This is a genomic window from Amycolatopsis sp. NPDC004625 (genome assembly GCF_040609695.1).
In the GTDB taxonomy this organism is placed as follows: domain Bacteria; phylum Actinomycetota; class Actinomycetes; order Mycobacteriales; family Pseudonocardiaceae; genus Amycolatopsis.
Genome location: NZ_JBEXKX010000040.1, coordinates 43,916 through 66,578 on the forward strand (window position 1 = coordinate 43,916; position 22,663 = coordinate 66,578).

Below are 22,663 nucleotides of genomic sequence, written 5' to 3' on the forward strand. Positions count from 1 at the left end.
CTGCCGCTTCCCCGGCGCCCTCGCTCGTCCCCGGTAGCCCCGCCGTCCGCGCGCCCGTCACCGGGCAGGCACCTTCCCGCCGCCCCGTGCCCGGGACTCTGCACGTGCACGTCGCAAGTTGCGTTGTGCACGGTGATCGAGATCAACTTTATCGGTGCCAATCGATCGCTGCGGTCAGCTGGGCCAAAGAATCGTACCCCCGATGCCCCGCCGGTCAATTTTCTTCCCCACTCGGCCGCTGACCTGCGAAAAGTGCTTTCGCGACCGGATGCGGGCGACACCATTCCCCCTCACCGCCCCCGAAGAGGGAATTCCGGTTACCGGACGCGGGGGCCGGGAGCATCCGGGCGTCACCCGATTAGACCAGACAGGGTAGCAGCATCCCTCGGACGATCTACACTCCGTACCACCAACGGGTGGGTCAAGGCTCAAGGTGTGCCCGATGTTGTGGCATTGCGTCCCCGCACGCCACGACCCGGTGATTTCTGACAGAACACTGCGCTGACCAGTGGATCTTCTTCATCGCGCCCCCGTCCGGGAACACCGACGAGGCGCGCCTGGCCGCGCTTTTGGCTACATTGTGTAACCATCTTACCGAGGCTTTGCCGTTCGTTAGCCCGTTCGTCGTAGTGAATAGCTAAGGCAACAACGTGGCGTCACAATTCTTTTCGCCTTTCGGAGCGTTCGCCGCGGCCTTGTCGCCGACCGGCGCATTCGACGTCTTCGACAGGAAAACGAATACCGTCCGCGCCGACCGACCGGCCGGTCCGGCCACCTTCGGCATGGGCCGGACGGCGTAGTTACGATGTGCCCTCGCAGTCCGCAAGGGCGGTCCGGTGCCCGCACACACACAGGCGCCCGGGGTCCCGCCGCCACGGAGGCACTCTGCCGGAGGCACCCATGTACGACGTAGCGCGGCCCTCGCCGGGCAACGCCCTCGAGGAGACCGGCGTGCTGCCGGTCCTGTTCACCGGGGACGGGCCGGCCGGCGCCCCGCCCCACCGGGCCGCCGCCCGCACGGGCCCCGACTACCCCGCGATCCAGGCCAGCCCCGAGTTCGTTTCGCTGCGCCGCCGGTTCCGCGGCTTCGTCTTCCCGATGAGCTTCGCCTTCTTCGCCTGGTACATGACGTACGTGCTGCTGGCCGCGTACGCGCACGACTTCATGAGCCGCAAGGTGTTCGGCCAGGTCAACGTCGGCATCGTGCTCGGCATCGGCCAGTTCGCCAGCACCGCGCTGGTCACCTGGCTCTACCTGCGCTACGCGCGCCGCCGGCTCGACCCGCGCGTCGCCGAGCTGCGCGCCCGCGCGGGCCTGGCGGAAGGGAAGCGCCGGTGACCGCCCTCGCCGCGGGCGGGGTGCCCGCCAGCGACCCGATCGTCAACACGGCCGTGTTCGCCCTGTTCGTCGCGATCACGCTGTACGTCGTCTACCGGGCCGGCGCCCGGAACTCCTCGACGGCGGACTACTACGCCGCGGGCAGCGCGTTCACCGGCCGCCAGAACGGCATCGCCCTCTCCGGCGACTTCCTGTCAGCCGCGTCCTTCCTCGGCATCGCCGGCGCCATCGCGATCCACGGGTACGACGGGTTCCTCTACTCGATCGGCTTCCTCGTCGCCTGGCTGGTCGACCTGCTGCTGATCGCCGAGCTCCTGCGCAACACCGGCCGGTTCACGATGGGCGACGTGCTGAGCTTCCGGATGAAGCAGCGCCCGGTCCGCGCGGCGGCGGCGACGTCGACGCTGGTCGTCTCCTTCTTCTACATGCTGGCGCAGATGGCGGGCGCCGGTGGCCTGGTCGCGCTGCTGCTGAACGTCCACTCCAAGCTCGGCCAGGCGCTGGTGATCGGCGTCGTCGGCCTGGTCATGGTGCTGTACGTGCTGGTCGGCGGGATGAAGGGCACCACGTGGGTGCAGATCATCAAGGCGGCCATCCTGCTGCTGTGCGGCGCGCTGCTCACGGTGTTCCTGTTCGGCAAGTTCGGCTTCTCCTTCTCGAACCTGCTCTCCTCCGCGGCGCAGAACAGCCCGCTCGGCGACAAGCTGCTCGAACCGGGCGGCTCGTACGGCAAGAACGACACGACCAAGCTCGACTTCGTGTCGCTGTCGCTGGCGCTGGTGCTCGGCGCGGCGGCGCTGCCGCACGTGCTGATGCGCTTCTACACCGTGCCCAACTCCCGCGAAGCGCGGCGAAGCGTCGTCTGGGCGACGGCGTGCATGTTCGTCTTCTACCTGTGCACGCTGGTGATCGGCTTCGGCGCGGCCGCCCTGGTCGGCGCGGACGAGATCAAGAGCGCTCCGGGCGGCGAGAACTCCGCGGCGCCGCTGCTGGCCCTGCACGTGGGCGGGACGCTGCTGCTCGGCGTCATCGCCGCGGTGGCGTTCGCGACCATCCTCGCGGTGGTGGCCGGGCTGACGATCACCGCGTCGGCCTCGTTCGCCCACGACGTCTACGCCAACATCTTCAAGCGGGGCAAGGCGGAGCCGGCCGACGAGGTCCGGGTGGCGCGGCTGACCGCGATCGCGGTCGGGGTGCTGGCCATCGCCGGCGGTGTGCTGGCGAACGGGCAGAACATCGCGTTCCTGGTGGCGCTCGCGTTCGCGGTGGCGGCGTCAGCGAACCTGTCGACGCTGCTGTATTCGCTGTTCTGGAAGCGGTTCAACACCACCGGCACGCTGTGGGGCATCTACGGCGGCCTGATCGCGTGCCTGCTGCTGGTGCTGTTCTCGCCGGTCGTCTCGGGTGCGCCGGACGCGATCTTCAAGAGCGTCGACTTCGCCTGGTTCCCGCTGAAGAACCCGGGTCTGGTCTCGATCCCGTTCTCGTTCCTGTGCGGGTTCGTCGGAACGCTGGTGGGCCGGCCGAAGGCGGACCCGGAGAAGCAGGCCGAGATGGAGGTCCGCTCGATGACCGGCATCGGCAGCTGATCCACTCCGGCGGCCTGCGTCACGCGCGCAGGCCGTCCAGGATCACGGTCAGCACGAGCTTGCCCTCCGCCGGGCTGCAGTTGCGCACGGCCATGCCCGCGCCGTGCCCGAGCCGGAGCACGTCCGGCGCCGAGATGTCCGGCCGGATCAGCCCCGCGGCGCCCGCGACGAGCACCCCGACCGCCTCGCGCAGCCGTTTCTGGCAGTACTGGAAGGTCTCCGAGCCCGAGTCGATCGACTCCTTGAGCAGCATCGCCAGCTTGTACCGCTCCACGACCCAGGTGACCTGCTCCGCCAGCCAGGTTTCCAGCGCCTCCCACGGCGGCAGTTCGTCGTGGAGGACGAACGCGCGGTCGGCGAGCACCGCGATCTCTTCGCGGTAGACCGCTTCGAACAGCTTCTCCCGCGTCGGGAAGTGCCGGTAGAGCGTGCCCGCTCCGACACCCGCCTTCTTGGCGATGTCGTCGAGCGGCACGTCGGCCCCTTGCGCGGTGAAGAGCTCCTTCGCCGTCGCGACGATGCGCTCGTAGTTGCGCCTCGCGTCCGCCCGCATCGGACGCTCCGCATCCGGCATCCCGGCCTCCTCACCACTTAACCGGAGAGATTCTCCGAATTCACTTGCGCATCCGGAGACGCTCTCCATATTATCGCGTTCGTACCAAGTGGAGAAACTCTCCGCTTCTCTTCGTGCTCCTTGGGGGAGTATCCCTTGTCCCAGCAGACGCTCCACCCCACGCCCGTGGCCGCGGTTCCGCGGCGCAGCGGGCTCGTCCTGGCGATCATCCTGACCTGCCAGCTCATGCTCGTCCTCGACGCGACGGTGATGAACGTCGCGCTCCCGCGCATCCAGGCCGACCTCGGGTTCTCCGCCACCGGCCTGTCCTGGGTGATGACGGCCTACAGCCTGGTCTTCGGCGGCCTGCTGCTGCTCGGCGGCCGGGCGGGCGACCTGTTCGGCCGGCGGCGGATGTTCGTCGCGGGCATCGTCGTGTTCACCCTCGCCTCGCTGGCCGGCGGCCTCGCCGGCTCCGCCGCACTGCTCATCGCCGCCCGCGCGCTGCAGGGCGTCGGCGCCGCGATGGCCGGCCCGAGCACCCTGGCGCTGATCACGACGACGTTCACCGAGGCCAAGGCCCGCGTCCGCGCGCTGGCGCTGTTCTCGGCGATGTCCAGCGGCGGCTTCGCGATCGGCCTGATCCTCGGCGGCCTGCTCACCGAGTGGTTCTCGTGGCGTGCCGCGCTGTTCATCAACGTCCCGTTCGGGCTGGCGATCGCGCTGCTCGCCCCGCGGTTCGTCGCCGAACCCGAACGCCGCCGCGCGCACCTGGACCTGCCCGGCGCGGTCACCGGCACCCTGGGCGTCGGCGCGCTCGTGTTCGCCTTCACCCACGCGGCGTCCGACGGCTGGGGCAACCCGGTGACGCTCGGTTCGCTGGCCGCCGGGCTGGCGCTGCTCGCCGGGTTCGTCGTCCTCGAAGCCCGCACCGCGCTGCCGCTGGTCCCGCTGCGCCTGTTCGCCGAACGCAACCGCAGCGCGGCCTACGTCAACTTCTTCCTGGCGCCGATGGCGATGATGTCGATGTTCTTCTTCCTGACCCAGTTCATGCAGGACATCCGGCACTTCGCCGCGCTGGCCACCGGGTTCGCGTTCCTCCCGATGGCGGCGCTGATCTTCACGACGAGCCGGCTGATGCCGCGGCTGCTCCCCCGCTACGGCCCGAAACCGCTGGCCCTCACCGGCTCGCTGCTGATGGTGGCCGGCGTCGCCTGGCTCACGCTGCTCACCACCGACAGCGCGTACTTCCCGGCGCTGCTCGGGCCGCTGCTGCTGATGGGGCTGGGCGGCGGGCTGGCGTTCGCGCCGCTGAACGTGATCATCATGGCCACCGTGCCGGCCGAAGACGCCGGCGCCGCGGGCGGCGTGCTGCAGACGATGCAGCAGGTCGGCAGCACGCTGGGGCTGGCCGTCCTGGTGACGGTGTTCGGTTCGGCGACCCGCTCGGCGGCCGCGGCCGGCACCACCGGGCCGCAGCTGGTGGTCGACGGCATGACGTCGGCGTTCGCGACGGCCGCGGTGATCGCGGCCGGCACGGTCCTGGTGGCGCTGACCTTCCGCCGGGCTACAGCTTCTGCCCGGCCTTGACCTTGTGCGTCACCCGGCGCTCGACGAGGAACGAGACGAACGGGACGCACCCGGCGAGCAGGACGAGCACGGTGCCCTTGATCGACCAGCGGGCCTTGATCGCCAGGTCGATGGTCAGCACCAGGTAGATCATGTAGAGGACGCCGTGGATCGGCGAGTAGACGGCCGACGGCGTCGGGTTGTCGAAGCCGTACCGCAGCACCATCACGAAGCAGAGGCCGAGCAGGCCGACACCGGTGACGTAGGCGGCGGTCCGGAACCGGACGAGGGGGCCGGCGAGCGGCACCGCGGTCCGGGCGCCTTCGGTGCTGGTGGTCATCGGATCGTCGTCCTCACTCTGCGGCCTGCTGGTCGCGGGCGTTGAGCTCGCGCAGGTAACGGTTGTACGCGGCCAGCTCTTCGTCCTCGTCCGTGACCTTCGTGTCCGGGCGGGGACGCGGAGCGGGAACCTCGGCGACGGCGGCGGGCTTCGGCGTCTCGTCCGCGGTGCCGTCGGCTTCGGCCTTCTGGCGGAGCTTGCGGATCCGCCAGAACATGAAGGCGGGGAACAGCCCGAACAGCGGCCACTGCAGGACGTAGCCGAGGTTCTGGAAGGTGCCGTTCGCGGAGGTGAAGCGGTCCCACTGCCACCAGGCGAGCCCGCAGCAGACGAGCAGGCTGACCAGGCAGGTCGCGACGATCGCGATCCGCCGTCCCCACGGGGAGGCAGCCGGTGGCGGGGAAGCTGGCACGCTCCGACGCTAGCACTGGGCCGCTGAGAGCCGGCGGCCGAGTGCGGCGCCGGTGGCGGGGCTCTCAGCCCTGCTTGCGCACCGACTGCGCCGCCTTCGCGTACCCGTCCGCCAGCCCGAACACCTTCTGCGCGTACTCCGTCGAGTTGTTGTACGACAGGATCCCGGCCCACCACCCGCTCGGGCTTGCCATGTCGCGCCCGCCCGCGCACAGGTACCGCGCCGCCGCCAGGGCGGCGTCGTCGATCTGCTGGGGGTCGCCCAGGCCGTCGCCGTTTCCGTCGGAGGCCCACTTGCGCCACGTGCTCGGGATGAACTGCATCGGGCCCACCGCGCGGTCCACGCCCGCGTCGCCGTCGTAGCGGCCGCCGTCCGTGTCGCCGATCGCCTGGACGCCCGCCGAGCCGTCGAGGGGGACGCCGATGATCGGCTTGGACGGGCGGCCGTCCGCGCCGAGGACCGCGCCCGCGTACTGGCCGTGGTTGGACTCGATGCGGCCGATGCCCGCCAGCGTCGCCCACGAGATCTTGCAGGACGGCTGGTCCGCGCGCATCGCCAGCTCGGCGTTGCCGTACGCCTGCAGCGCCCGCGCCGGGACGCCGGTGGCCGCCGCGACCTGGGCCGCCCACTGCGTGAGCGTCGCCGGGCCCGTGCGGCTCGGGCGGGCCTGCTGCGGCGAGGTCTGCTGCTCGGCCCCGCCCGCCACCGCGCCGCCGGCCGGGGCGACCGAGCCCGGGCGGACGTCGGCCGCCTTGACCTGCAGGGCGGGGATCTCGGTGGTCGTCGGGCTCGCTTCCGGCGTCGCCGCGCGGGTGACGAGCCAGATCCCGCCGCCGGCCACGGCCAGCACGGCGAGGACCACGATCAGCCGGGTGAGCACGGCCACGCCCCCGGAGCGCGGCGCCGGTGCCGGTGCCGGTGCGGCGGGGGCGGCTTCCTCGGCGTCGGCGCCGATCGGGTCGTCCTCGGTCTTTCCGGTCCTGGTGCGCACGAAGCTCCGGTCCTCCCGAGTGTGGTGTCGACGAACTGTCAACGAGCCCGCGCAGGTTAGCGTTACGCGGGTCGTCCCGATCGTCTCACCTCACCGGGTCACCCGGCCGAGTGGAAACCGGCTCGTCAGGCGGACTTCTGCTGCCGTGCGAGACGAGCGACACACCACGCCGGGGCGCTGCCGCGGCGAAGGTGCTGCAACACGGTCATCGGCCCGAGCCGCCGGCTCAGGTCGGACGGCGCCAGCCCGGCCGCCCGGTAGTCGAGGGCTCGCTGGTCGAGGGGGCTGATGCCGGCGTCCCACCACTCCTCGGCCTCGGCGACGCCGCCGACCATCTGCCACCAGCCCGCGGCGGCGGTGAGGAGTTCTTCGGGCACCTCCGGCAACCGGCGGCGCATCGCTTCGAGGTAGCCGGGGTCGGCCGACTCGACGGGGACGAACCGGGACTGCCCGGTCCGGGCGCGCTGGCCGGGGATGCCCGGCGCCTGCGCGGGTGCATCGGCCAGCCACGCGGACGCGATCCGGTCGACCTCCTGCTCCTCCGGGGTCCGCTCGCGCTCGGCGGCCCACTGCCGGATCAACGCGTCCACTCCGGGATCTCCGGTCATCCCTGCCTCCTTGGTAGGTCCCCGACGGACAGGGCCTGACGCCTGTCCCACGCGGTGGTGCCGCACGCACCAACCTGCACCTTGCTGAGTGGAAACTGCCTGCGTACCGGGGTTCTCCGAGGGGGTGGTGAACCACCCGATCACGCAATGTGAGCACCGTAGGGCCGGGGTGGTCCCCTTCGCCAGACCCCCGATGCCACGAATTCGACGACCTGCGCGTTTTCGACCGCAATCCACCCGGATGGTCGAGCGTGGGAGTCCGAAATCCGAGATTGGTGACACTCGGTGATTTACCGTCCGCTAACACGCACGGTAGCCACCGGCACCGCCCGTGGCGGTGCCGGTACGCAGAAGCACGAGGTCAGGAGAACAGCGTCCGGAAGAAGGTGACGATCGCTTCGGCGCCGTCCTTGAGCCAGCCGAGCACGCGGTGCACGAAGTCGGCGGACTGGGTCGGCTGGGTGATCAGGAAGAAGAGGACGAGCGCGACCACGCCCACGATGAGGATCTTCTTCACGCCGCCCGACATGCGTTTCCTCCCCGGCTCGCCGTCCCCGTCCTGGGAGTGGCCACACCGAACACTCTAGGGAAGGCGGACCCGGAAGACACCTCATCCGCGCCGGACGGGGCACCCGGCTTCGCCCCGCTCGGTGACCGGGTATGCCTCGAGTGAGTCATCCGCCGCGTCGCCGGGCCGGTTCGGAGTCAAGCGGCCGATAAGGTCGCCCGATGGACGACGACGGTTCCGGAGTCGAGCTGAGACCGGTGGCCGAAGCCGATCTCGAGCTCCTCGAACGGCTGACCAACGATCCCGTCGCCGCCGGCGAACACCAGTGGTTCGGCTGGCACGATCCCGGTTACCTGCGCCGCCGCTGGCGCGAGACCGGCATGCTGACCGCCGAGACCGGCATGCTCGTGCCGACGCTCGGCGGCCGCGTGCTCGGCCTCGTCTCCTGGCACCGGACCCGCACCGGGCCGGCGTCCTACTGCTGGAACATGGGCCTGGTGCTGGCCCCGGAGGCCCGCGGCCACGGCTACGGCACCGAGGCCCAGCGGCTGCTCGTCGGCTACCTCTTCGCGCACACGCAGCTGAACCGGGTCGAAGCGACGACCGAGATCGGCAACCGCGCCGAACAACGCTCGCTCGAGAAAGCCGGCTTCACCCGCGAAGGCGTCCTTCGCGGCTACGACTTCCGGGACGGCGAGTGGCGTGACCACGTCCTCTACTCGGTCGTGCGCTCCGACCTGGCCAAAAGCTAGGCGATCGCCCCCGCCGCACGCAGCGCGCCGAGGTCCGTGACACCCAGTTCGGCGAGCACGGCTTCGGTGTCGGATCCCTTGGCCCGCGGGGCTTCCGGCGTCCCGGGCGGTGTCCGGTCGAACCGCGGCGCCGGGGCCGGCTGCACCATGCCGCCGATCTCGACGAACGTGCCGCGCGCCGCGTTGTGCGGGTGCGACGCCGCCTCGGCCGGCGAGAGCACCGGCGTCAGGCACGCGTCGGTGCCTTCGGCGCGGGCGACGAGCTCGTCTCGGGGGTGCTTGGCGATCGCGGCCGCCACGATCTCGCGCAGGCGGGGCCACTGCGTCTTGTCGATGTGCAGCGGCAGCTCCGCCGGATCCAGCTCCAGGACCTTGACCAGGTCGCCCCAGAACCGCATCTCGATCGCGCCGACCGCGACGTACTTGCCGTCCGCCGTTTCGTAGGTGTCGTAGAACGGTGCGCCGCCGTCGAGCATGTTCTCGCCGCGTTCGTCCGACCACAGACCGGCCGCCTTGATGCCGTGCAGGCTCGTGGTGAGCAGGGCCGCGCCGTCGACCATCGAGGCGTCGACGACCTGGCCGCGGCCGGAGGTGGACCGTTCGTACAGCGCGGCCAGGATGCCCATCGCGAGCAGCAGGCCGCCGCCGCCGAAGTCGCCGACCAGGTTGAGCGGCGGCACCGGCCGCTCGCCCGCGCGCCCGATCGGTTCGAGCGCGCCGGCGATGCCGATGTAGTTGATGTCGTGCCCGGCCGCCTTCGCCAGCGGGCCGTCCTGGCCCCAGCCGGTCATCCGGCCGTAGACCAGCCGCGGGTTGCGGGCGTGCACGACGTCGGGGCCGAGGCCGATCCGTTCGGCGACGCCGGGCCGGAACCCTTCGATGAGGACGTCGGCCGTGTCGCACAGCTTCAGCACCAGCTCGACGCCTTCGGGCGTCTTCGTGTTGATGCCGGCCGACCGGCGGCCGCGGGCGAGCGGGTCGACCTGGATGCCGAGCACGTCCTCCCCCGGCTGCGCGCGGTCGACGCGGACGACGTCGGCGCCGAGGTCGGCGAGGATCATCGTGGCGAACGGCCCGGGCGCGAGCCCGGCCAGTTCCACCACCTTCAGGCCGCTGAGCGGACCTGCCTTCATGTCGGGTCCCTTCAGAGCGAGCGGGAGATGATTTCCTTCATGATCTCGCTGGTGCCGCCGAAGATCCGGGAAATCCGGACGTCGGCCCAGGCGCGCGCGATCGGGTACTCGGTCATGTAGCCGTAGCCGCCGAAGAGCTGCACGCAGTCGTCGATGACCTTGTTGACGCGCTCGGTGGTCCACAGCTTCGCCATCGCCGCGCCCTGGACGTCGAGCTCGCCCTTGAGGTGGCGTTCGATGCACTGGTCGAGGAAGGCCCGGGCCACCGCGGCTTCGGTCGCCGCCTCGGCGAGGGTGAACTTGGTGTTCTGGAAGGAGAAGATCGGCCGGCCGAACGCCGTCCGCTCCTTGGTGTACTCGAGGGTGAGGTCGACCGCCGCCTCCAGGCCGGCCACCGCGGTGACGGCGATGATCAGCCGTTCCTGCGGCAGCTGCAGCATGAGCTGGAAGAAGCCCTGGCCTTCGGCGTCGCCCAGCAGGTTGGCCGCGGGCACGCGGACGTCGTCGAAGAACAGCTCGGCGGTGTCCTGGCCCTTGAGGCCGACCTTGTCGAGCACGCGGCCGCGGCGGAAGCCCGGCGTGTCGGTCTCGACCACGATCAGCGAGACGCCCTGCGCGCCCGCGTCCGGGTCGGTCTTCACCGCGACGACGACGAGGCCGGCGTGCAGCCCGTTGGTGATGAACGTCTTGGCGCCGTTGATGACGTAGTGGTCGCCGTCGCGGACCGCCCGCGTCTTGATGCCCTGCAGGTCGGAGCCGGTGCCGGGCTCGGTCATCGCGATCGCGCCGACCAGTTCGCCGCTGGCCAGCTTCGGCAGCCACTGGCGCTTCTTCTCTTCGGAGGCGTAGGCGAGCAGGTAGTGCGCGACGATTCCGTTGTGGACGGTGACACCCCACGCGCTGTCCCCGGCCCGCGCCTGCTCTTCGTAGAGGACGGCCTCGTGGGCGAACGTGCCGCCGCCCCCGCCGTACTCCTCGGGGATGGACAGGCAGAGCAGGCCGACGTCGCCCGCCTTCGTCCACAGCTCGCGGTCGACCTTCTTCTCCGCCGCCCAGCGCTCCTGGTGCGGGACGGCTTCCTTCTGCAGGAACGACCGCGCCAGTTCGCGGAGGTCATCGAGCTCGGTCGTGCTCCACGAGCTCTTCGGCAGTTGCAGTGGCACGGGACCCTCCTGCTGGAAAACATGACGATCAGCATGTAAGTTCTGATCGGAATGTACATCCATTCCGTCCGGTAGGTAAAGCAGGGAGGCCGCGGTGACCGAGACGGCGCACCGGACCCAGGCGCAGCGGCGCGAACAGACCCGCACGGCGCTGCTCGACGCCACCATCGACTGCCTGGTCGAGGTGGGGTACGCGCGCACGTCGGTGCAGGAGATCTGCGCCCGCGCGCGCGTGTCGAAAGGTGCGGTGCAGCACCACTTCACCGCGAAGGCCGAGCTGATGGCGGCCGCAGTCGAGCACCTGACGACGAAGCTGCGCAAGCAGCTCGCGGCCTCGCTCGACGACCTGCCCGGGGGCGGTACCGGCGTCGCCGCGGCGATCGACCTGCTGTGGACCGGCTACTCCGGCACGCTTTCGACCGCCGTCACCGAGCTGTGGGTCGCCGCCCGCACCGACCCGGAGCTGCGCGCGGCCATCCGCCCGGTCGATCGCGCGCTCGGCCGGGCCACGCTCGAGCACGTCACCCAGGTCGCCGGCGAACTCCCGCCCGAACGCGCCGAGATGCTGTTCTGGCTCACCGTGAACCTCACCCGCGGGCTGGCGCTGGACGCCGAGCTCGGCGGCGACCCGGCCCGGCGGCGCCAGCTGCTGGAGGAGTGGAAGCGGATCGCCGTCCTGCTCTACCAGGACGCCACCACTGCGCCGAGCTGACCACAACGCTGCTTTGCCCCTTATCCCGCAGGCGGATTTCGTGGTCCAATCCCCTGCGAACGAGGGGAGTTCCGATGACCGCCGCCCCGTACCCGTACTCCTACGGCCCGCCGCCGACGCCGCCGCCCACGCCGCCGCCCGCCGATCCGGGCGGCGTCCTCCGACTGTTCGCCGGGATCCTCGGCGTCCTCGCCGCCCTGCTGGTGATCGCCGGGTCGTTCCTGCCGCAGACGTCGTTCGACCAGGTCGTCGACGGCAAGACGGAGAGCAGCCAGACGATCAGCGCCTGGTCGCGCACGTTCACCACCGAGCCCACCGGCGAGGCGAAGAAGTTCTACGACCAGACCCACGTGGCGCGGTACGGGATCCCGCTGACCGCGGGCGCGGTGGTGCTGCTGGCCGGGGCCGGGCTGGCGCTGGCCGGCGCGCGCCGGACGGCGGGCCCCGGGCTGCGCTCGGGTGCGCGGACGGCGCTGGTCGCGGGCGGCGCCGGGATCACCGCGGCGGTCTGGATGCTCGGCATGGACGTCTCGGCGACCTTGAGCTACGAGACCGACGACGGGACGGTCAAGTCGCACTACGCGACCGGGATCGGCTTCTGGCTGCTGCTCGGCGGCGGGGTCGTCGCCCTGGTGACGCTGGTGCTCGCGGTGCTGGCCGGGCGGCGGGCGCCCGCCGCGGTGGCGCCCGGCGGGCCGCCGCCGGGGCCGTACCAGCAGCAGGCGCGGCCGTACCCGCAGCAGGGGTACCCGCCGGCCGGGTACGGCGGGGTGCAGCCGTTCGGGGCGCAGCCGCCGGGCGGCCCCGCCTCGCAGCCGCCGGCCGGCCCCGCGTCTCAGCCGTTCCCGGCACAAGGGCCGGCTTCCCAGCCGTTCCCGGCGCAACCGACCGGTGGGCCGACGTCCCAGCCGTTCCCCGCGCAGCCCCAGGCCGGCGCGCCGGGCCACCCCTTCCCCGCGCAGTCCGGTGACGTGCCGGCGCCCGGCGGGGTGTCGTCGCGGCTCGATGACCCCTACGGCGGCGTGACGCAGGCCCAGCCGCATCCGTCGCAGCAGGAAGCGGCGTCGCCGACCGAGCCGAACTACCAGCTGCCGCCGTTGCACCCGCCCAATACGTGAAACATATTCACATCAGACTGGACAGCTGACGTACCGACGGTATGGTGTACTCGTCGGTAACCCCGCGCGGAGTCGCGCGGGCTCCGGACGCCGTGGAACGGAGACGTCATGACCAGCACGACCCCCGCGAAGGCCGTCGAAGACACCCCGTTGCCGCCGACCGTCGGCGGCGTCGCCGGGGCACCGGGCTCGGCGCGGGCGGCCCAGCTCGTCGCCCGCGTGGCGGGTGGCGCGGACTCGGCGCCGATCCGGATGACGGCGCCCTTCACCGGGCAGCCGATCGTCACCCTGCCGCAGGCCACCGACGCCGACGTCCGCGCGGTGTTCGCCGGCGCGCGGACCGCCCAGCGAGCGTGGGCGGACCGCTCCCCCGCCGAACGCGCCCGCGTCCTCACCCGCCTGCACGACCTCGTGCTCGCGAAGCAGAACGAGGTGCTCGACCTCGTCCAGGTCGAAGCGGGCAAGGCGCGGCTCGACGCGTTCGACGAGGTCAGCGCCACGGCGCTGGTCGCGGCCTACTACGGCAAGCACGCCCCGAAGATCCTCGCGCCCCGCCGCGTCGCCGGCGTCATCCCCGGCCTGACGCGCGCGGGCGAGGTCCGGCACCCCAAGGGCGTCGTCGGGATCATCTCGCCGTGGAACTACCCCCTCGCGCTGACCGCGATGGACGTCCTGCCGGCGCTGGCCGCGGGGAACGCCGTGGTGCAGAAGCCGGACAACCAGACCGCGCTTTCGGCGCTGTGGCTGCACGAGCTCGCCGAGGAGGCCGGGCTGCCGGCCGGAACGTGGCAGATCGTGCTCGGCCGCGGCTCGAAGATCGGCACCGCGCTGGTCGAGGAGTCGGACTACCTGTGCTTCACCGGGTCCACGCCGACCGGCAAGGAACTGGCCGGGCAGATCGCGAAGCGGCTGACGTCGTACTCGCTGGAGCTCGGCGGCAAGAACCCGATGGTGGTGCTGCCCGACGCCGACGTTGCGAAGGCCGCGACGGGCGCGGTGACGGCGTGCTTCTCCTCGGCCGGGCAGCTGTGCGTGTCGGTCGAGCGGATCTACGTCCACGAGGACATCCGCGACGAGTTCACCCGCGCGTTCGTGGCGCGGACGGCGGCTTTGCGGCTCGGTGGCGCGCTCGACTACCAGGCCCAGATGGGCTCGCTGACGTCGGAAGACCAGCTCGCGGCGGTGTCGGCGCACGTCGAGGACGCCCGCGCGAAGGGCGCGTCGGTGCTGACCGGCGGGCGCGCGCGGCCCGACCTCGGCCCGCTGTTCTACGAGCCGACGGTGCTTTCGGGCGTCACGCCGGACATGCTGCCGTTCGCGGAGGAGACGTTCGGGCCGGTGGTGTCGATCTACGGCTACACCGACGTCACCGACGCGATCGAGCGGGCCAACGACACGCCGTTCGGGCTCAACGCCAGCGTTTGGTCCCGCAACGGCCGCGCGGGCTGGGAGGTCGCGGCCCGGTTGAAGGCCGGGACGGTCAACGTGAACGAGGGCTACGCGGCGACGTTCGGCAGCGTCGGCGTCCCGATGGGCGGCATGAAGGACTCCGGCGTCGGCCGCCGCAACGGCGCCGAGGGCCTCCTCAAGTACACCGAGTCCCAGTCGATCGCCCTCCAGCGCGGCCTCGCCCTCCGCCCACCCCGCGCAATCCCGGGTTCCCTGTGGTCCCGGGGCATGACGTTCGGCATCAAAGCCCTCCGCCGCCTCCCCCGCTGACGTACCCGGACGGTCGGTTCGCGTACCCGGACAGTCGGCCTGCGTACCTGGAGGGTCGGATGGTGAGCCGACCCTCCAGGTACGCAGGCCGACCCTCTGGGTACGCGAACCGACCGTTTCGTTACGCGTGTTCGGCGGTGGGGGCGGTGAGGAGGCCGCGGTCGTAGGCGATGGCCACGGCTTCGGCGCGGCGGCTGGCGCCCAGTTTGGCCATTACGCGGGAAAGGTGGACGCTCACCGTTTTTTCGCTGATGTAGAGCTCTTCGCCGACCTGGCGGTTCGTGCGGCCCAGGGCCACGCGCTCGAGGACGTCGCGTTCGCGGTCGGTCAGCGGGTCGGTGACGTCGCGGGCCGGGGGCACCGGTTCCGCGCCCGCCAGCTCGACGCGGGCGCGGTGGGCCAGGTCGCGGACGGCGTCGCGCAGCGGGAGCGCGCCGAGCCGGACCGCCACCGCGTGCGCCGCTTCCAAGGCGGTGCGCGCGTCGGCGTCCGCGGCCAGCAGGGCCTCGGCTTCGTGCCAGCGGCAGACCGCCTGCTCGTACACCGCGCCGTAGCCGAACGCCTCCGCCGTGGCGGCCCACTTCGCCGCGTCGCCGCGGCCGGCCAGGCACGACGCCGCCGCCTCGAGCCGGGCCAGCCAGGCCCGGCCTTCCGGGCCGAGCGTGCCCGACCGCGGCTGCCCGACGACCGCGCACATCCGGCCGTGGGTCAGCATCCGCTCGCCGGCCGCGATCGCCGCGTCGGCCGCCGCCTGGTCGCCGTGGAGCCGGGCGCCGGCGGCCAGCGCGGCCGCGGCCGCCACGCCCAGCGTGGCCACGCGGATGCCGGCCAGCAGGCCGGATTCGATGCGTTCCAGCCAGCCGATGAGGTCTTCGGCCCGGCGCACCGCCTCGGCGTGGTCGCCGCGCCAGTACGCCAGCTCGATTCCGGCGGCCCCGGCCGACAGCGGGATCTGCATGTCCGCCGTCCAGTGCTGCCGCAGCCCGCCGAGCAGCTTCGCGCTCTCGTCGAACCGGCCGCGGGCGACGACGAACAGCGACCAGATGGCCTGGATCCGTGCGGCGACCGCGCTGGACACCCCGCGCCCGGCCCGGCCGGCGCTCTCGTCCGGCCAGTCGCCCGTGAGGTAGCGCAGCATCAGGTGCCGCGCTCGCAGTTCGAGCCCGAACGAGCTCCAGCTCAGCCCGGATTCTTCGGCACGGGCGACACCGCGCGCGGCGTGCTCCAGCGCTTCGGTGAACGCCGCCTCGTCGTCGTAGCTCAGCGCGAGGAAGTAGATGGCCCGGATTTCCGTGTTCAGCGCGCCGGCGTCCCGCGCCTTGCGCTCGGCCTTGCGCAGCCACTCGCGCGCCTCGGCCGCGTCGCCCCGCGAGTCGGCCAGCGTGCCCAGGGTGACCAGCGCCGACGCCTCGGCCCCCGCCGCGCCGACGGCCTGCGCGTCGGACACCGCCATGTGCGCGCTGTCCAACGCGGCCTCGGGCTCTTCGAGGATCCGCAGGAACCCGGCCCGGCTGGCCAGCACCCAGGCCCGCGCCGCACTGGGCTCGGTGTCCTTCACCAGGTCCCACGCCCGGTCGATGGCCCCGACGGCCTCCTCGAGGGTGCCCTCCAGGGCGAGCAGCGCGTCCGCCAGGCGCCGCCACACCTTCGCGGCGCGGTCGGTCGGCACGTCCGGGGTCAGCGACTGGGACGCCGAGCGGGCGAACGCGACGGCCCGCTCGGGCTCGCCCGACGTGCCCGCGAAGTAGGACGCCTCGTACAGCAGCCGCAGCTCGTCGAAGTCGGCGGGCCGGTCCGCCGGGGTGACGGCGTCCCAGATGGACAGCGCCTGCTCGACGTGCTGCAGCGCCGACCCGGGTGCGCCGAGCTTCTCGGCCTCGTCCATCGCGCGCAGCAACGCCGGGAGCGCCGTGACCAGGTCGCTGCTCTGCATCGAGTGGTAGGCCAGCTTCGCGTCGTGCCCGCGGCCCTGCGGCCGCGCCTTGATCCGCGCCGCGTACGCCGCGTGCGTGCGTGACCGCTCCCCCGGCAGCAGGTCGCCGTACACCGCTTCCTGCAGCAAAGCGTGCCGGAACGTGTAGGAGCCGTCGGACAGCACCACCAGCACGTGGTGCTGGACGGCTTCGCGCAGCGCGTCGTCGAGTTCGAGCTCCCCCAGCCCGGAGACTTCGGCGAGGGCGGCGTGCATGACGGGCTCGTTGGCCACCGAGATCACGCGCGCGACGCGGCGGGCGTCCGGCGAGAGCCGCTCGAGCCGGGACAGCAGGACCTCGGCCAGCCCGGCGGGCAGGTCGTTGCACTCGGTCTTGGTGGCGAGCAGCTCCTCGGCGAAGAACGGGTTGCCCTCCGAACGGCTGACGATGTCGGCCACGACGTCCGACGGCAGCGGCTCGTCGGCCAGCGCCTCGACGAACCGGCGGGCGTCGGCCGCACCGAAGGGGTGCAGGTCGACACGCTCGACCGTGGCCAGCCGGACCAGCTCCGAAAGCACGCCGCGCAGCGGGTGCCGGCGGTGCACGTCCTCCTCGCGGTAGCTGCCCACGACCAGCAGCCGCTGCGCGCGCAGCCGGCTGAGCAGGAAGGACAGCAGGTTGCGGGTCGACGCGTCGGCCCAGTGGAGGTCCTCCAGCAGGACCACCACCGGGCGCGACTCCGCGACCTCGGTCAGCACCCCCAGTACCGCGTCGAACAACTGCAGCTGACCGAGGTCCTGTTCGGGCCGGGGACGCACCATGGTTTCCCGGTCGTTGGAGGTCATCGGCGGGTGTTCGGCCGTCCGGGGCTCCTCGAAGCCCGCGCCCTGCGGCAGCAGCCGCCCGAGCGCCGGCCGGGCCCGCACCGCGGCGGCGACCGCCGGGTCCGTCGCGCTGCCCAGCGGGGCGAGCGCCTCGGCGAACGGAAGATAAGGAAGACCGCCCTCGCGGACGTCGATGCAGCGGCCCGTGAGCACCAGCCCACCGCACGCCGCGACGTGCTCGCCGAGCGCGGTCAGCAGCCGGGTCTTCCCGACCCCGGCGTCCCCCGAGAGCAGCACCGCGCCGGCTTCGCCGCGTTCAGCCCGGGCGAAGGCGGCGCGGAGCCGCCGCATCTCGTGGGTACGGGCGACGAGCGGGATTCCGGAGCCGAGTCGGGGCACGAGGAGCATTGTGGCTCAGACCCCCGACAGTTTCCGACCGCTTATCGCCTTCGACACCTTCACCGCCGCTTACCGGGCGGTCTCGCCGACGCCCGCGGTCTCCCGCGTGGCCTCCCGGCGCTCCTGCTTCGGTACCTCGACGTCGCTGTGCGCGGCCCGCAGGTGGCGGACGGCGCGGCGGGCGCGGGCGGCCCAGGCGCTGCGCCCGGCCTTCCGCAGTTCCTCGGCCCGGTAGGCCGCTTCGGCCCGGACTGCGTCGAGCATCAGATCGCTGTGCATCGTGGTCCCCTGTCTCCTCGGTTGGTAGCACTCAGGTTCGTCCTGAGGTGGCACCCCGGGCATCGGGTGATCACGTAGGCCTGGGCACGAAAAGACCCCTTACTCCCGGCCGAGCCCAGCTCAGCGGGGGTAAGGGGTCTTCCCGAGCGCCTCAGTCGAGGGCCGGGCCGCCGGTCCGCACCGCGGCCAGCAGCCCCTGCCAGCCCGACGCGGGCAGGCGGAACGCACCCCCTTCGGGGTCCTTCGAGTCGCGCACCGCCGCGCCGCCGCCGACGAACGCGACCTCGACGCAGTCGTTGCCGCCGCCGCTGTGGCTGCTCTTGCGCCACCGCGCCCCGGAGAGTTCTGCTTCCATGGTCCCCACTCCTTACTGTGTCCTCGGTTCCAGTTGGTGCACCGGAGCCGGTACGGCCGCCTGTTCGGCGAACCGTCCGGCCGCCTCGGCGATCAGCTCCACCGAGTCGTCCGGCTTCAGTGCGGCCGCGCGCAGATGGTCGAACATCAGCCCGTAGCGCCGGACGTCTGTGGGTTCCTCCAGGTAGAGGCCGCTGGACGTGCTGTCGTCGACGTAGACGACGTCCGGGTCGGCCTGTTCGGGGAACCCCATGATCAGGAAGGGACCTTCCATACCGGGGTGGGCGCCGGCCCCGAACGGCACCACCTGGATGGTCACGTTCGGCTTCTCGGCGACGGCGACCATGCGGTAGAGCTGCTCGGCCATCACCTCGGGGCCGTCGACCACGCGCCGCAGCACGGCCTCGTCCATCACCGCCCAGTACTCGGGCGGCGGGGTCTCGGACAGCAGTTCCTGGCGCGCCATCCGGGCGGCGACGCGCCGGCGGATCTCGGCTTCGTCGGCGTCCGGGCGCAGGGCGCGGATCACCGCGCGGGCGTACCGCTCGGTCTGCAGCAGGCCGGGCACCAGCAGCGCCTGGAACGCCCGCAGGGAGCTGGCGTCGGCTTCGAGCCCGACGAAGGTGCCGGTGAAGACTTCGTTGTACGCGTGCCACCAGCCGCGCTTGCGGGCCTCCCTGGCCAGCTGGACGAGCGCCTCCTGCTCGTCGCCGGTGATGCCGTAGAGGGCCAGCATGTCCCGGGCGTCACGCGGGGTGACGCCGACGTGGCCGGTTTCGATGCGGCTGATCTTCGAGGCGGAGCATTCGAGCTTCTCGCCCACCTCGTCGATGGTGAGGTCCGCGGCCTCGCGCAGGCGGCGCAGCTCACCCGCCAGCCTCCGGCGGCGAACCGTGGGGCTCTGTCCCCTTGCCATCGCGGCACCTCCGGATCTCGCGTGTGTCCTGTATCTAACCAGCCGGTCGCAGACCCGGTGGAGCATTAACACAAGGCTATTGCCGGTACCGGATCTGCAATTTGCAAAATGCTCTTGTATCCTCGCACCCTGCACTGCAACGGGCGCTCGACGGTCGGCCCGCCGCGGCTTCGACCGGCCTCTGAGCAGGGTAGACGATGACCGCGCGAAGTGCCGCCCGGTCGTCGGGCGAAGGGGTCCGGGGCCGTCCCCCGATCGGTCCCGGCCCCCTCACGCGGGCCGAGTGCCCTTTTCCCGCGACGAATATTCGGGCTATTCGTCGCCCGTAAGGGTGATTTCCCGGCGAACCTCACAAGACGCGCAGGAGTCCTTCTTGGACGACCGTCGCGATGAGGGTGCCGTCCGCCGCGAAGAACCGGCCGGTGGCCAGACCGCGGGCGCCGGACGCCGTCGGCGAGGCGCTGTCGTAGAGGAACCACTCGTCGGCGCGGAACGGCCGGTGGAACCACAGCGCGTGGTCGAGGCTGGCGCCGAGCACCTTGTCGGTGTCCCAGTAGACGCCGTGGCGCGCGAGCACCGAGTCCAGCAGCGTCATGTCCGAGGCGTAGGTGAGCACGCACACGTGCAGCAGCTGGTCGCTGGGCAGCTTCCCGTCGGCCCGCATCCACACCTGGTTGCGGGCGGGCCGCTCGCCGGTCTCGCGGGTGATCCACGGCGGCTCGTTGACGTACCGCACGTCGATCGGCCGCGGCCGGGCGTGCGCACCGATCGCGTAGCCCTCGGCGCGTTCCATCAGAGTCGGCAGCGTCTCCGGCGCCGGGACGCCGGCCGGCATCTCCTCGGCGTGCTCGATGCCCGGCTCGTCCTTCTGGAACGACGCCGACAGCGAGAAGATCGCCTTGCCGTGCTGGATCGCCACGACCCGGCGGGTGGTGAACGAACGGCCGTCGCGGATCCGGTCGACCTCGTAGACGATCGGCACGCTGGGGTCGCCGCCGCGGATGAAGTACGCGTGCAGCGAGTGGACCCGGCGTTCGTCGGGGACCGTGCGCCCGGCCGCGACCAGGGCCTGGCCGGCGACCTGCCCGCCGAACACCCGCACCGGCGAGTGGGCGGGCGAGACGCCGCGGAAGATGTTCTCTTCGATCTTCTCCAGGTCGAGCAGCGCGATCAGGCGGTCGAGCACCGGCTGGCCGCCACCCGGGATCTCCAGTTCGGTGGCGGCCGTCCTGGCCATTTCAGTCATGGCCAGACCTTATGTGCTGGACGGGTGACGCGTCCCTTATGCGTGGTCGTCTTCACCGAGGCGGTGCACCCGGATCAGGTTGGTCGACCCGACGGTGCCCGGCGGGGAGCCGGCCACGATGACGACCAGGTCGCCCTTCTGGTACTTGCCCATCTCCAGCATCGCGTGGTCGACCTGCTGGATCATCTGGTCGGTCGAGTTGACCTGCGGGACGATGTGGGTGTTGGTGCCCCAGGTCATCGACAGCTGGCTGCGCACGCACTCCTCGGGCGTGAACGCCAGCAGCGGCAGCCGGGTGTGCAGCCGCGCGAGGCGGCGCACGGTGTCACCGGACTGGGTGAACGCGACCAGGGCCTTCGCGTTGAGCCGCTCGCCGATGTCGCGGGCGGCGTAGGAGATCACGCCGCGCTTGGTGCGCGGGACGTGCGACAGCGGCGGCACGATCGGCGAGTCGGTCTCGACCGCCTCGACGATCCGGCCCATGGTCTGCACGGTCTCGATCGGGTAGCGCCCGACGCTGGTCTCGCCGGACAGCATCACCGCGTCGGTGCCGTCGAGGACCGCGTTCGCGACGTCGGAGGCCTCGGCGCGGGTCGGCCGGGAGTTGTTGATCATCGACTCGAGCATCTGCGTCGCGACGATGACCGGCTTCGCGTTCTCGCGGCAGATCTGGATGGCGCGCTTCTGCACCAGCGGGACCTGCTCCAGCGGCAGCTCGACGCCGAGGTCGCCGCGGGCGACCATCACCGCGTCGAAGGCCAGCACGATGGCTTCGAGGTTGTAGACGGCTTCGGGCTTCTCGATCTTGGCGACGACCGGCAGCCGCCCCTTGCCGACCCGGTCCATCACCTGGTGGACCAGGTCGATGTCGGCCGGCGAGCGGACGAAGGACAGGGCGATGAAGTCGACACCCAGTTCGAGGGCGAACTCGAGGTCCTCGATGTCCTTCTCGGACAGCGCCGGCACGGAGACGTCCATGCCCGGCAACGAGACGCCCTTGTTGTTGCTGACCGGGCCGCCCTCGGTGACCTCGCAGACCACGTCCGGGCCCTCGACCTTGCGGACCACCAGGCCGACCTTGCCGTCGTCGACGAGCAGGCGGTCACCGGGCTTGGCGTCCTTCGCCAGGCCCTTGTAGGTGGTCGAGACCCGGTCGTGGGTGCCGGCGACGTCCTCGACGGTGATCCGGACGATGTCGCCGTTGTGCCACTCGACCGGTCCGCCGGCGAAGGTGCCCAGGCGGATCTTCGGGCCCTGCAGGTCGGCGAGGACGCCGACCGCCCGCCCGCTCTCGGCGGCCGCGGACCGGATGAGGTCGTAGACCTCCTTGTGGTCGCTGTGGCTGCCGTGGCTGAAGTTCATTCTGGCCACGTCCATGCCCGCGTCGACCAGCGCCCGCATCTTCTCCGGTGTGGCGGTGGCGGGGCCCAGGGTACAAACGATCTTCGCGCGTCGGCTCACGTCCGCACAGCGTAGTCCCTCTTCGCGCGTTCGTCTGTACCGATCCCGAATGTTCAAGAAGATGTTCAGAAACCTGTGCCGTCAGGTCACGGTCAGCGACGTGGCTGTTCGCTCGGGCCGACCCGGTCACGGGCCCATTCGTTGAACTCGCGCAGCTGCCGCCAGGCCTTCCGGACCCGGTCGAAGGCGCCCCGCTCGTGCAGGACGTCGTCGGGCTCCCAGCCGCGCACGGCGTACACCGAGCGGTAGCGCAGCAGGTCGAGGCGCGGGTGGTCGGCGTCGAAACCGCGCGGCTTCGACTTCAGGCGGTCGCCCTTGACCTCCCAGCCGGCGCGCTCCAGCTTGGCGAGGATCTTCTGCAGCGCTTCGCCGTGCAGGTCCGTGTCGACCGCCTTGCGGAACCGGGCGACCTGGTCGGAGGCCAGGTAGAAGCAGCCGCCGCCGACGCGCAGGCCCTCCGGCCCGACCTCGACGTAGTAGGCGCCGCCGCCGCGGCCCTGCTCGATCACCCCGCCGCAGTGGGTCTTGTACGGCGTCTTGTCCTTGGCGAACCGGACGTCCCGGTAGGGGCGGAACACCTTGGGCTCGCCGAAACCGTCGGAAAACTCGGGGGCCAGCTCGGCCAGCAGTGCTTCCATCGGGGCCCGGACGTCGGACTTGTAGGTCTCGACGTGGTCGTCCCAGTAGGGCTTGGAATTGTCCTCCACGAGGCCGTCGAAGAAGTCGACGGCGTACTCGCCGAATCCGCTGAACTTCACGCGGACGA

22 protein-coding genes are annotated in these 22,663 nt (G+C 71.6%); 7 read left to right on the forward strand and 15 right to left on the reverse strand.

The features are described from left to right. Positions 1–900: 900 nt before the first annotated feature. Together ABZW17_RS34705 and ABZW17_RS34710 are read left to right on the forward strand one after the other, a co-directional pair. On the forward strand, positions 901–1,338 hold the full coding sequence (locus ABZW17_RS34705) for a DUF485 domain-containing protein (RefSeq protein WP_354823590.1): 438 nt from the start codon (positions 901–903) through the stop codon (positions 1,336–1,338). Continuing rightward, positions 1,335–2,927: a cation acetate symporter gene (locus tag ABZW17_RS34710; protein ID WP_354823592.1), complete on the forward strand. Its 1,593-nt coding sequence runs from the start codon at positions 1,335–1,337 to the stop codon at positions 2,925–2,927. The genes ABZW17_RS34705 and ABZW17_RS34710 overlap by 4 nt, the downstream gene beginning before the upstream one ends. A gap of 19 nt (positions 2,928–2,946) precedes the next feature. Here the strand turns inward: ABZW17_RS34710 and ABZW17_RS34715 are convergent, their stop codons facing one another. Next, positions 2,947–3,501 carry a TetR/AcrR family transcriptional regulator gene (locus tag ABZW17_RS34715; protein ID WP_354823594.1) on the reverse strand — a complete coding sequence of 185 codons (555 nt, stop codon included), beginning with the start codon at positions 3,499–3,501 and terminating at the stop codon, positions 2,947–2,949. Between the two features lie 135 nt (positions 3,502–3,636). Here ABZW17_RS34715 and ABZW17_RS34720 point away from each other — a divergent pair, with 135 nt between their 5' ends. After that, positions 3,637–5,070, forward strand: coding sequence for an MFS transporter (locus tag ABZW17_RS34720; RefSeq protein ID WP_354823596.1), 1,434 nt, complete (start codon positions 3,637–3,639; stop codon positions 5,068–5,070). Here ABZW17_RS34720 and ABZW17_RS34725 read toward each other — a convergent pair. The 5 genes from ABZW17_RS34725 to ABZW17_RS34745 form a co-directional block, all read right to left on the reverse strand. Then, complete coding sequence (locus tag ABZW17_RS34725) at positions 5,048–5,389, reverse strand: DUF3817 domain-containing protein (protein WP_086857625.1); 342 nt, start codon at positions 5,387–5,389, stop codon at positions 5,048–5,050. The genes ABZW17_RS34720 and ABZW17_RS34725 overlap by 23 nt on opposite strands. Positions 5,390–5,402: 13 nt before the next feature. Further along, entirely contained in the window at positions 5,403–5,756 is a 354-nt protein-coding gene (locus tag ABZW17_RS34730) for a hypothetical protein (protein WP_354823677.1), read from the reverse strand. Positions 5,757–5,865: 109 nt separating this feature from the next. Then, positions 5,866–6,792, reverse strand: coding sequence for a lytic murein transglycosylase (locus tag ABZW17_RS34735; RefSeq protein ID WP_354823598.1), 927 nt, complete (start codon positions 6,790–6,792; stop codon positions 5,866–5,868). A gap of 125 nt (positions 6,793–6,917) precedes the next feature. Then, positions 6,918–7,400 carry a helix-turn-helix transcriptional regulator gene (locus ABZW17_RS34740; protein WP_354823600.1) on the reverse strand — a complete coding sequence of 161 codons (483 nt, stop codon included), beginning with the start codon at positions 7,398–7,400 and terminating at the stop codon, positions 6,918–6,920. 361 nt (positions 7,401–7,761) lie between these two features. Then, positions 7,762–7,929: a hypothetical protein gene (locus tag ABZW17_RS34745; RefSeq protein WP_004558947.1), complete on the reverse strand. Its 168-nt coding sequence runs from the start codon at positions 7,927–7,929 to the stop codon at positions 7,762–7,764. Between the two features lie 200 nt (positions 7,930–8,129). Between ABZW17_RS34745 and ABZW17_RS34750 the strand changes: the two genes are divergently transcribed. Beyond that, positions 8,130–8,660 (forward strand): GNAT family protein, encoded by a 531-nt coding sequence (locus ABZW17_RS34750; protein ID WP_354823602.1) that lies wholly within the window; start codon positions 8,130–8,132, stop codon positions 8,658–8,660. Here ABZW17_RS34750 and ABZW17_RS34755 read toward each other — a convergent pair. Both ABZW17_RS34755 and ABZW17_RS34760 read right to left on the reverse strand, forming a co-directional pair. Next, on the reverse strand, positions 8,657–9,793 hold the full coding sequence (locus ABZW17_RS34755; RefSeq protein WP_354823604.1) for a CaiB/BaiF CoA-transferase family protein: 1,137 nt from the start codon (positions 9,791–9,793) through the stop codon (positions 8,657–8,659). The genes ABZW17_RS34750 and ABZW17_RS34755 overlap by 4 nt on opposite strands. A gap of 11 nt (positions 9,794–9,804) precedes the next feature. Further along, the gene (locus ABZW17_RS34760) at positions 9,805–10,956 is read right to left on the reverse strand and encodes an acyl-CoA dehydrogenase family protein (RefSeq protein ID WP_354823606.1); all 1,152 of its coding nucleotides are present in this window, start codon (positions 10,954–10,956) and stop codon (positions 9,805–9,807) included. A gap of 94 nt (positions 10,957–11,050) precedes the next feature. On the opposite strand from ABZW17_RS34760, the gene ABZW17_RS34765 reads away from it, so the two are divergent. The 3 genes from ABZW17_RS34765 to ABZW17_RS34775 all read left to right on the forward strand — a co-directional run bounded on the left by ABZW17_RS34765 (position 11,051) and on the right by ABZW17_RS34775 (position 14,505). After that, a complete protein-coding gene (locus tag ABZW17_RS34765; protein ID WP_354823608.1) occupies positions 11,051–11,668 on the forward strand; it encodes a TetR/AcrR family transcriptional regulator in 618 nt (205 codons plus the stop codon). Between the two features lie 74 nt (positions 11,669–11,742). After that, positions 11,743–12,786, forward strand: coding sequence for a hypothetical protein (locus ABZW17_RS34770; RefSeq protein WP_354823610.1), 1,044 nt, complete (start codon positions 11,743–11,745; stop codon positions 12,784–12,786). A 108-nt stretch (positions 12,787–12,894) separates the two neighbouring features. Further along, positions 12,895–14,505 carry a succinic semialdehyde dehydrogenase gene (locus ABZW17_RS34775; RefSeq protein ID WP_354823612.1) on the forward strand — a complete coding sequence of 537 codons (1,611 nt, stop codon included), beginning with the start codon at positions 12,895–12,897 and terminating at the stop codon, positions 14,503–14,505. A 121-nt stretch (positions 14,506–14,626) separates the two neighbouring features. On the opposite strand, the gene ABZW17_RS34780 is transcribed toward ABZW17_RS34775, so the two are convergent. From ABZW17_RS34780 to ABZW17_RS34810, 7 genes are all read right to left on the reverse strand, one after another. Continuing rightward, positions 14,627–17,650, reverse strand: a complete 3,024-nt coding sequence (locus ABZW17_RS34780) for an AAA family ATPase (RefSeq protein ID WP_354823614.1) — start codon at positions 17,648–17,650, stop codon at positions 14,627–14,629. A gap of 60 nt (positions 17,651–17,710) precedes the next feature. Next, positions 17,711–17,920 (reverse strand): hypothetical protein, encoded by a 210-nt coding sequence (locus ABZW17_RS34785; protein ID WP_354823616.1) that lies wholly within the window; start codon positions 17,918–17,920, stop codon positions 17,711–17,713. A gap of 151 nt (positions 17,921–18,071) precedes the next feature. Continuing rightward, a complete protein-coding gene (locus tag ABZW17_RS34790; RefSeq protein WP_354823618.1) occupies positions 18,072–18,275 on the reverse strand; it encodes a DUF397 domain-containing protein in 204 nt (67 codons plus the stop codon). A gap of 12 nt (positions 18,276–18,287) precedes the next feature. After that, complete coding sequence (locus tag ABZW17_RS34795) at positions 18,288–19,190, reverse strand: helix-turn-helix transcriptional regulator (protein WP_354823620.1); 903 nt, start codon at positions 19,188–19,190, stop codon at positions 18,288–18,290. A gap of 349 nt (positions 19,191–19,539) precedes the next feature. Further along, positions 19,540–20,436 carry an acyl-CoA thioesterase II gene (tesB, locus tag ABZW17_RS34800; RefSeq protein ID WP_354823622.1) on the reverse strand — a complete coding sequence of 299 codons (897 nt, stop codon included), beginning with the start codon at positions 20,434–20,436 and terminating at the stop codon, positions 19,540–19,542. Between the two features lie 36 nt (positions 20,437–20,472). After that, positions 20,473–21,897 (reverse strand): pyruvate kinase, encoded by a 1,425-nt coding sequence (gene pyk / locus ABZW17_RS34805; protein ID WP_354823624.1) that lies wholly within the window; start codon positions 21,895–21,897, stop codon positions 20,473–20,475. Between the two features lie 92 nt (positions 21,898–21,989). Next, positions 21,990–22,655 carry a DUF2461 domain-containing protein gene (locus ABZW17_RS34810; RefSeq protein ID WP_354823625.1) on the reverse strand — a complete coding sequence of 222 codons (666 nt, stop codon included), beginning with the start codon at positions 22,653–22,655 and terminating at the stop codon, positions 21,990–21,992. Positions 22,656–22,663: the final 8 nt, after the last annotated feature.

Coding starts and splice junctions, on each gene's coding strand:
- ABZW17_RS34705 (WP_354823590.1), top strand. CDS start 901: ATGTACGACGTAGCGCGGCCCTCGCCGGGCAACGCCCTCGAGGAGACC.
- ABZW17_RS34715 (WP_354823594.1), bottom strand. CDS start 3,501: ATGCCGGATGCGGAGCGTCCGATGCGGGCGGACGCGAGGCGCAACTAC.
- ABZW17_RS34725 (WP_086857625.1), bottom strand. CDS start 5,389: ATGACCACCAGCACCGAAGGCGCCCGGACCGCGGTGCCGCTCGCCGGC.
- ABZW17_RS34740 (WP_354823600.1), bottom strand. CDS start 7,400: ATGACCGGAGATCCCGGAGTGGACGCGTTGATCCGGCAGTGGGCCGCC.
- ABZW17_RS34745 (WP_004558947.1), bottom strand. CDS start 7,929: ATGTCGGGCGGCGTGAAGAAGATCCTCATCGTGGGCGTGGTCGCGCTC.
- ABZW17_RS34750 (WP_354823602.1), top strand. CDS start 8,130: ATGGACGACGACGGTTCCGGAGTCGAGCTGAGACCGGTGGCCGAAGCC.
- ABZW17_RS34755 (WP_354823604.1), bottom strand. CDS start 9,793: ATGAAGGCAGGTCCGCTCAGCGGCCTGAAGGTGGTGGAACTGGCCGGG.
- ABZW17_RS34770 (WP_354823610.1), top strand. CDS start 11,743: ATGACCGCCGCCCCGTACCCGTACTCCTACGGCCCGCCGCCGACGCCG.
- ABZW17_RS34775 (WP_354823612.1), top strand. CDS start 12,895: ATGACCAGCACGACCCCCGCGAAGGCCGTCGAAGACACCCCGTTGCCG.
- ABZW17_RS34780 (WP_354823614.1), bottom strand. CDS start 17,650: ATGCTCCTCGTGCCCCGACTCGGCTCCGGAATCCCGCTCGTCGCCCGT.
- ABZW17_RS34785 (WP_354823616.1), bottom strand. CDS start 17,920: ATGCACAGCGATCTGATGCTCGACGCAGTCCGGGCCGAAGCGGCCTAC.
- ABZW17_RS34790 (WP_354823618.1), bottom strand. CDS start 18,275: ATGGAAGCAGAACTCTCCGGGGCGCGGTGGCGCAAGAGCAGCCACAGC.
- ABZW17_RS34795 (WP_354823620.1), bottom strand. CDS start 19,190: ATGGCAAGGGGACAGAGCCCCACGGTTCGCCGCCGGAGGCTGGCGGGT.
- tesB (WP_354823622.1), bottom strand. CDS start 20,436: ATGACTGAAATGGCCAGGACGGCCGCCACCGAACTGGAGATCCCGGGT.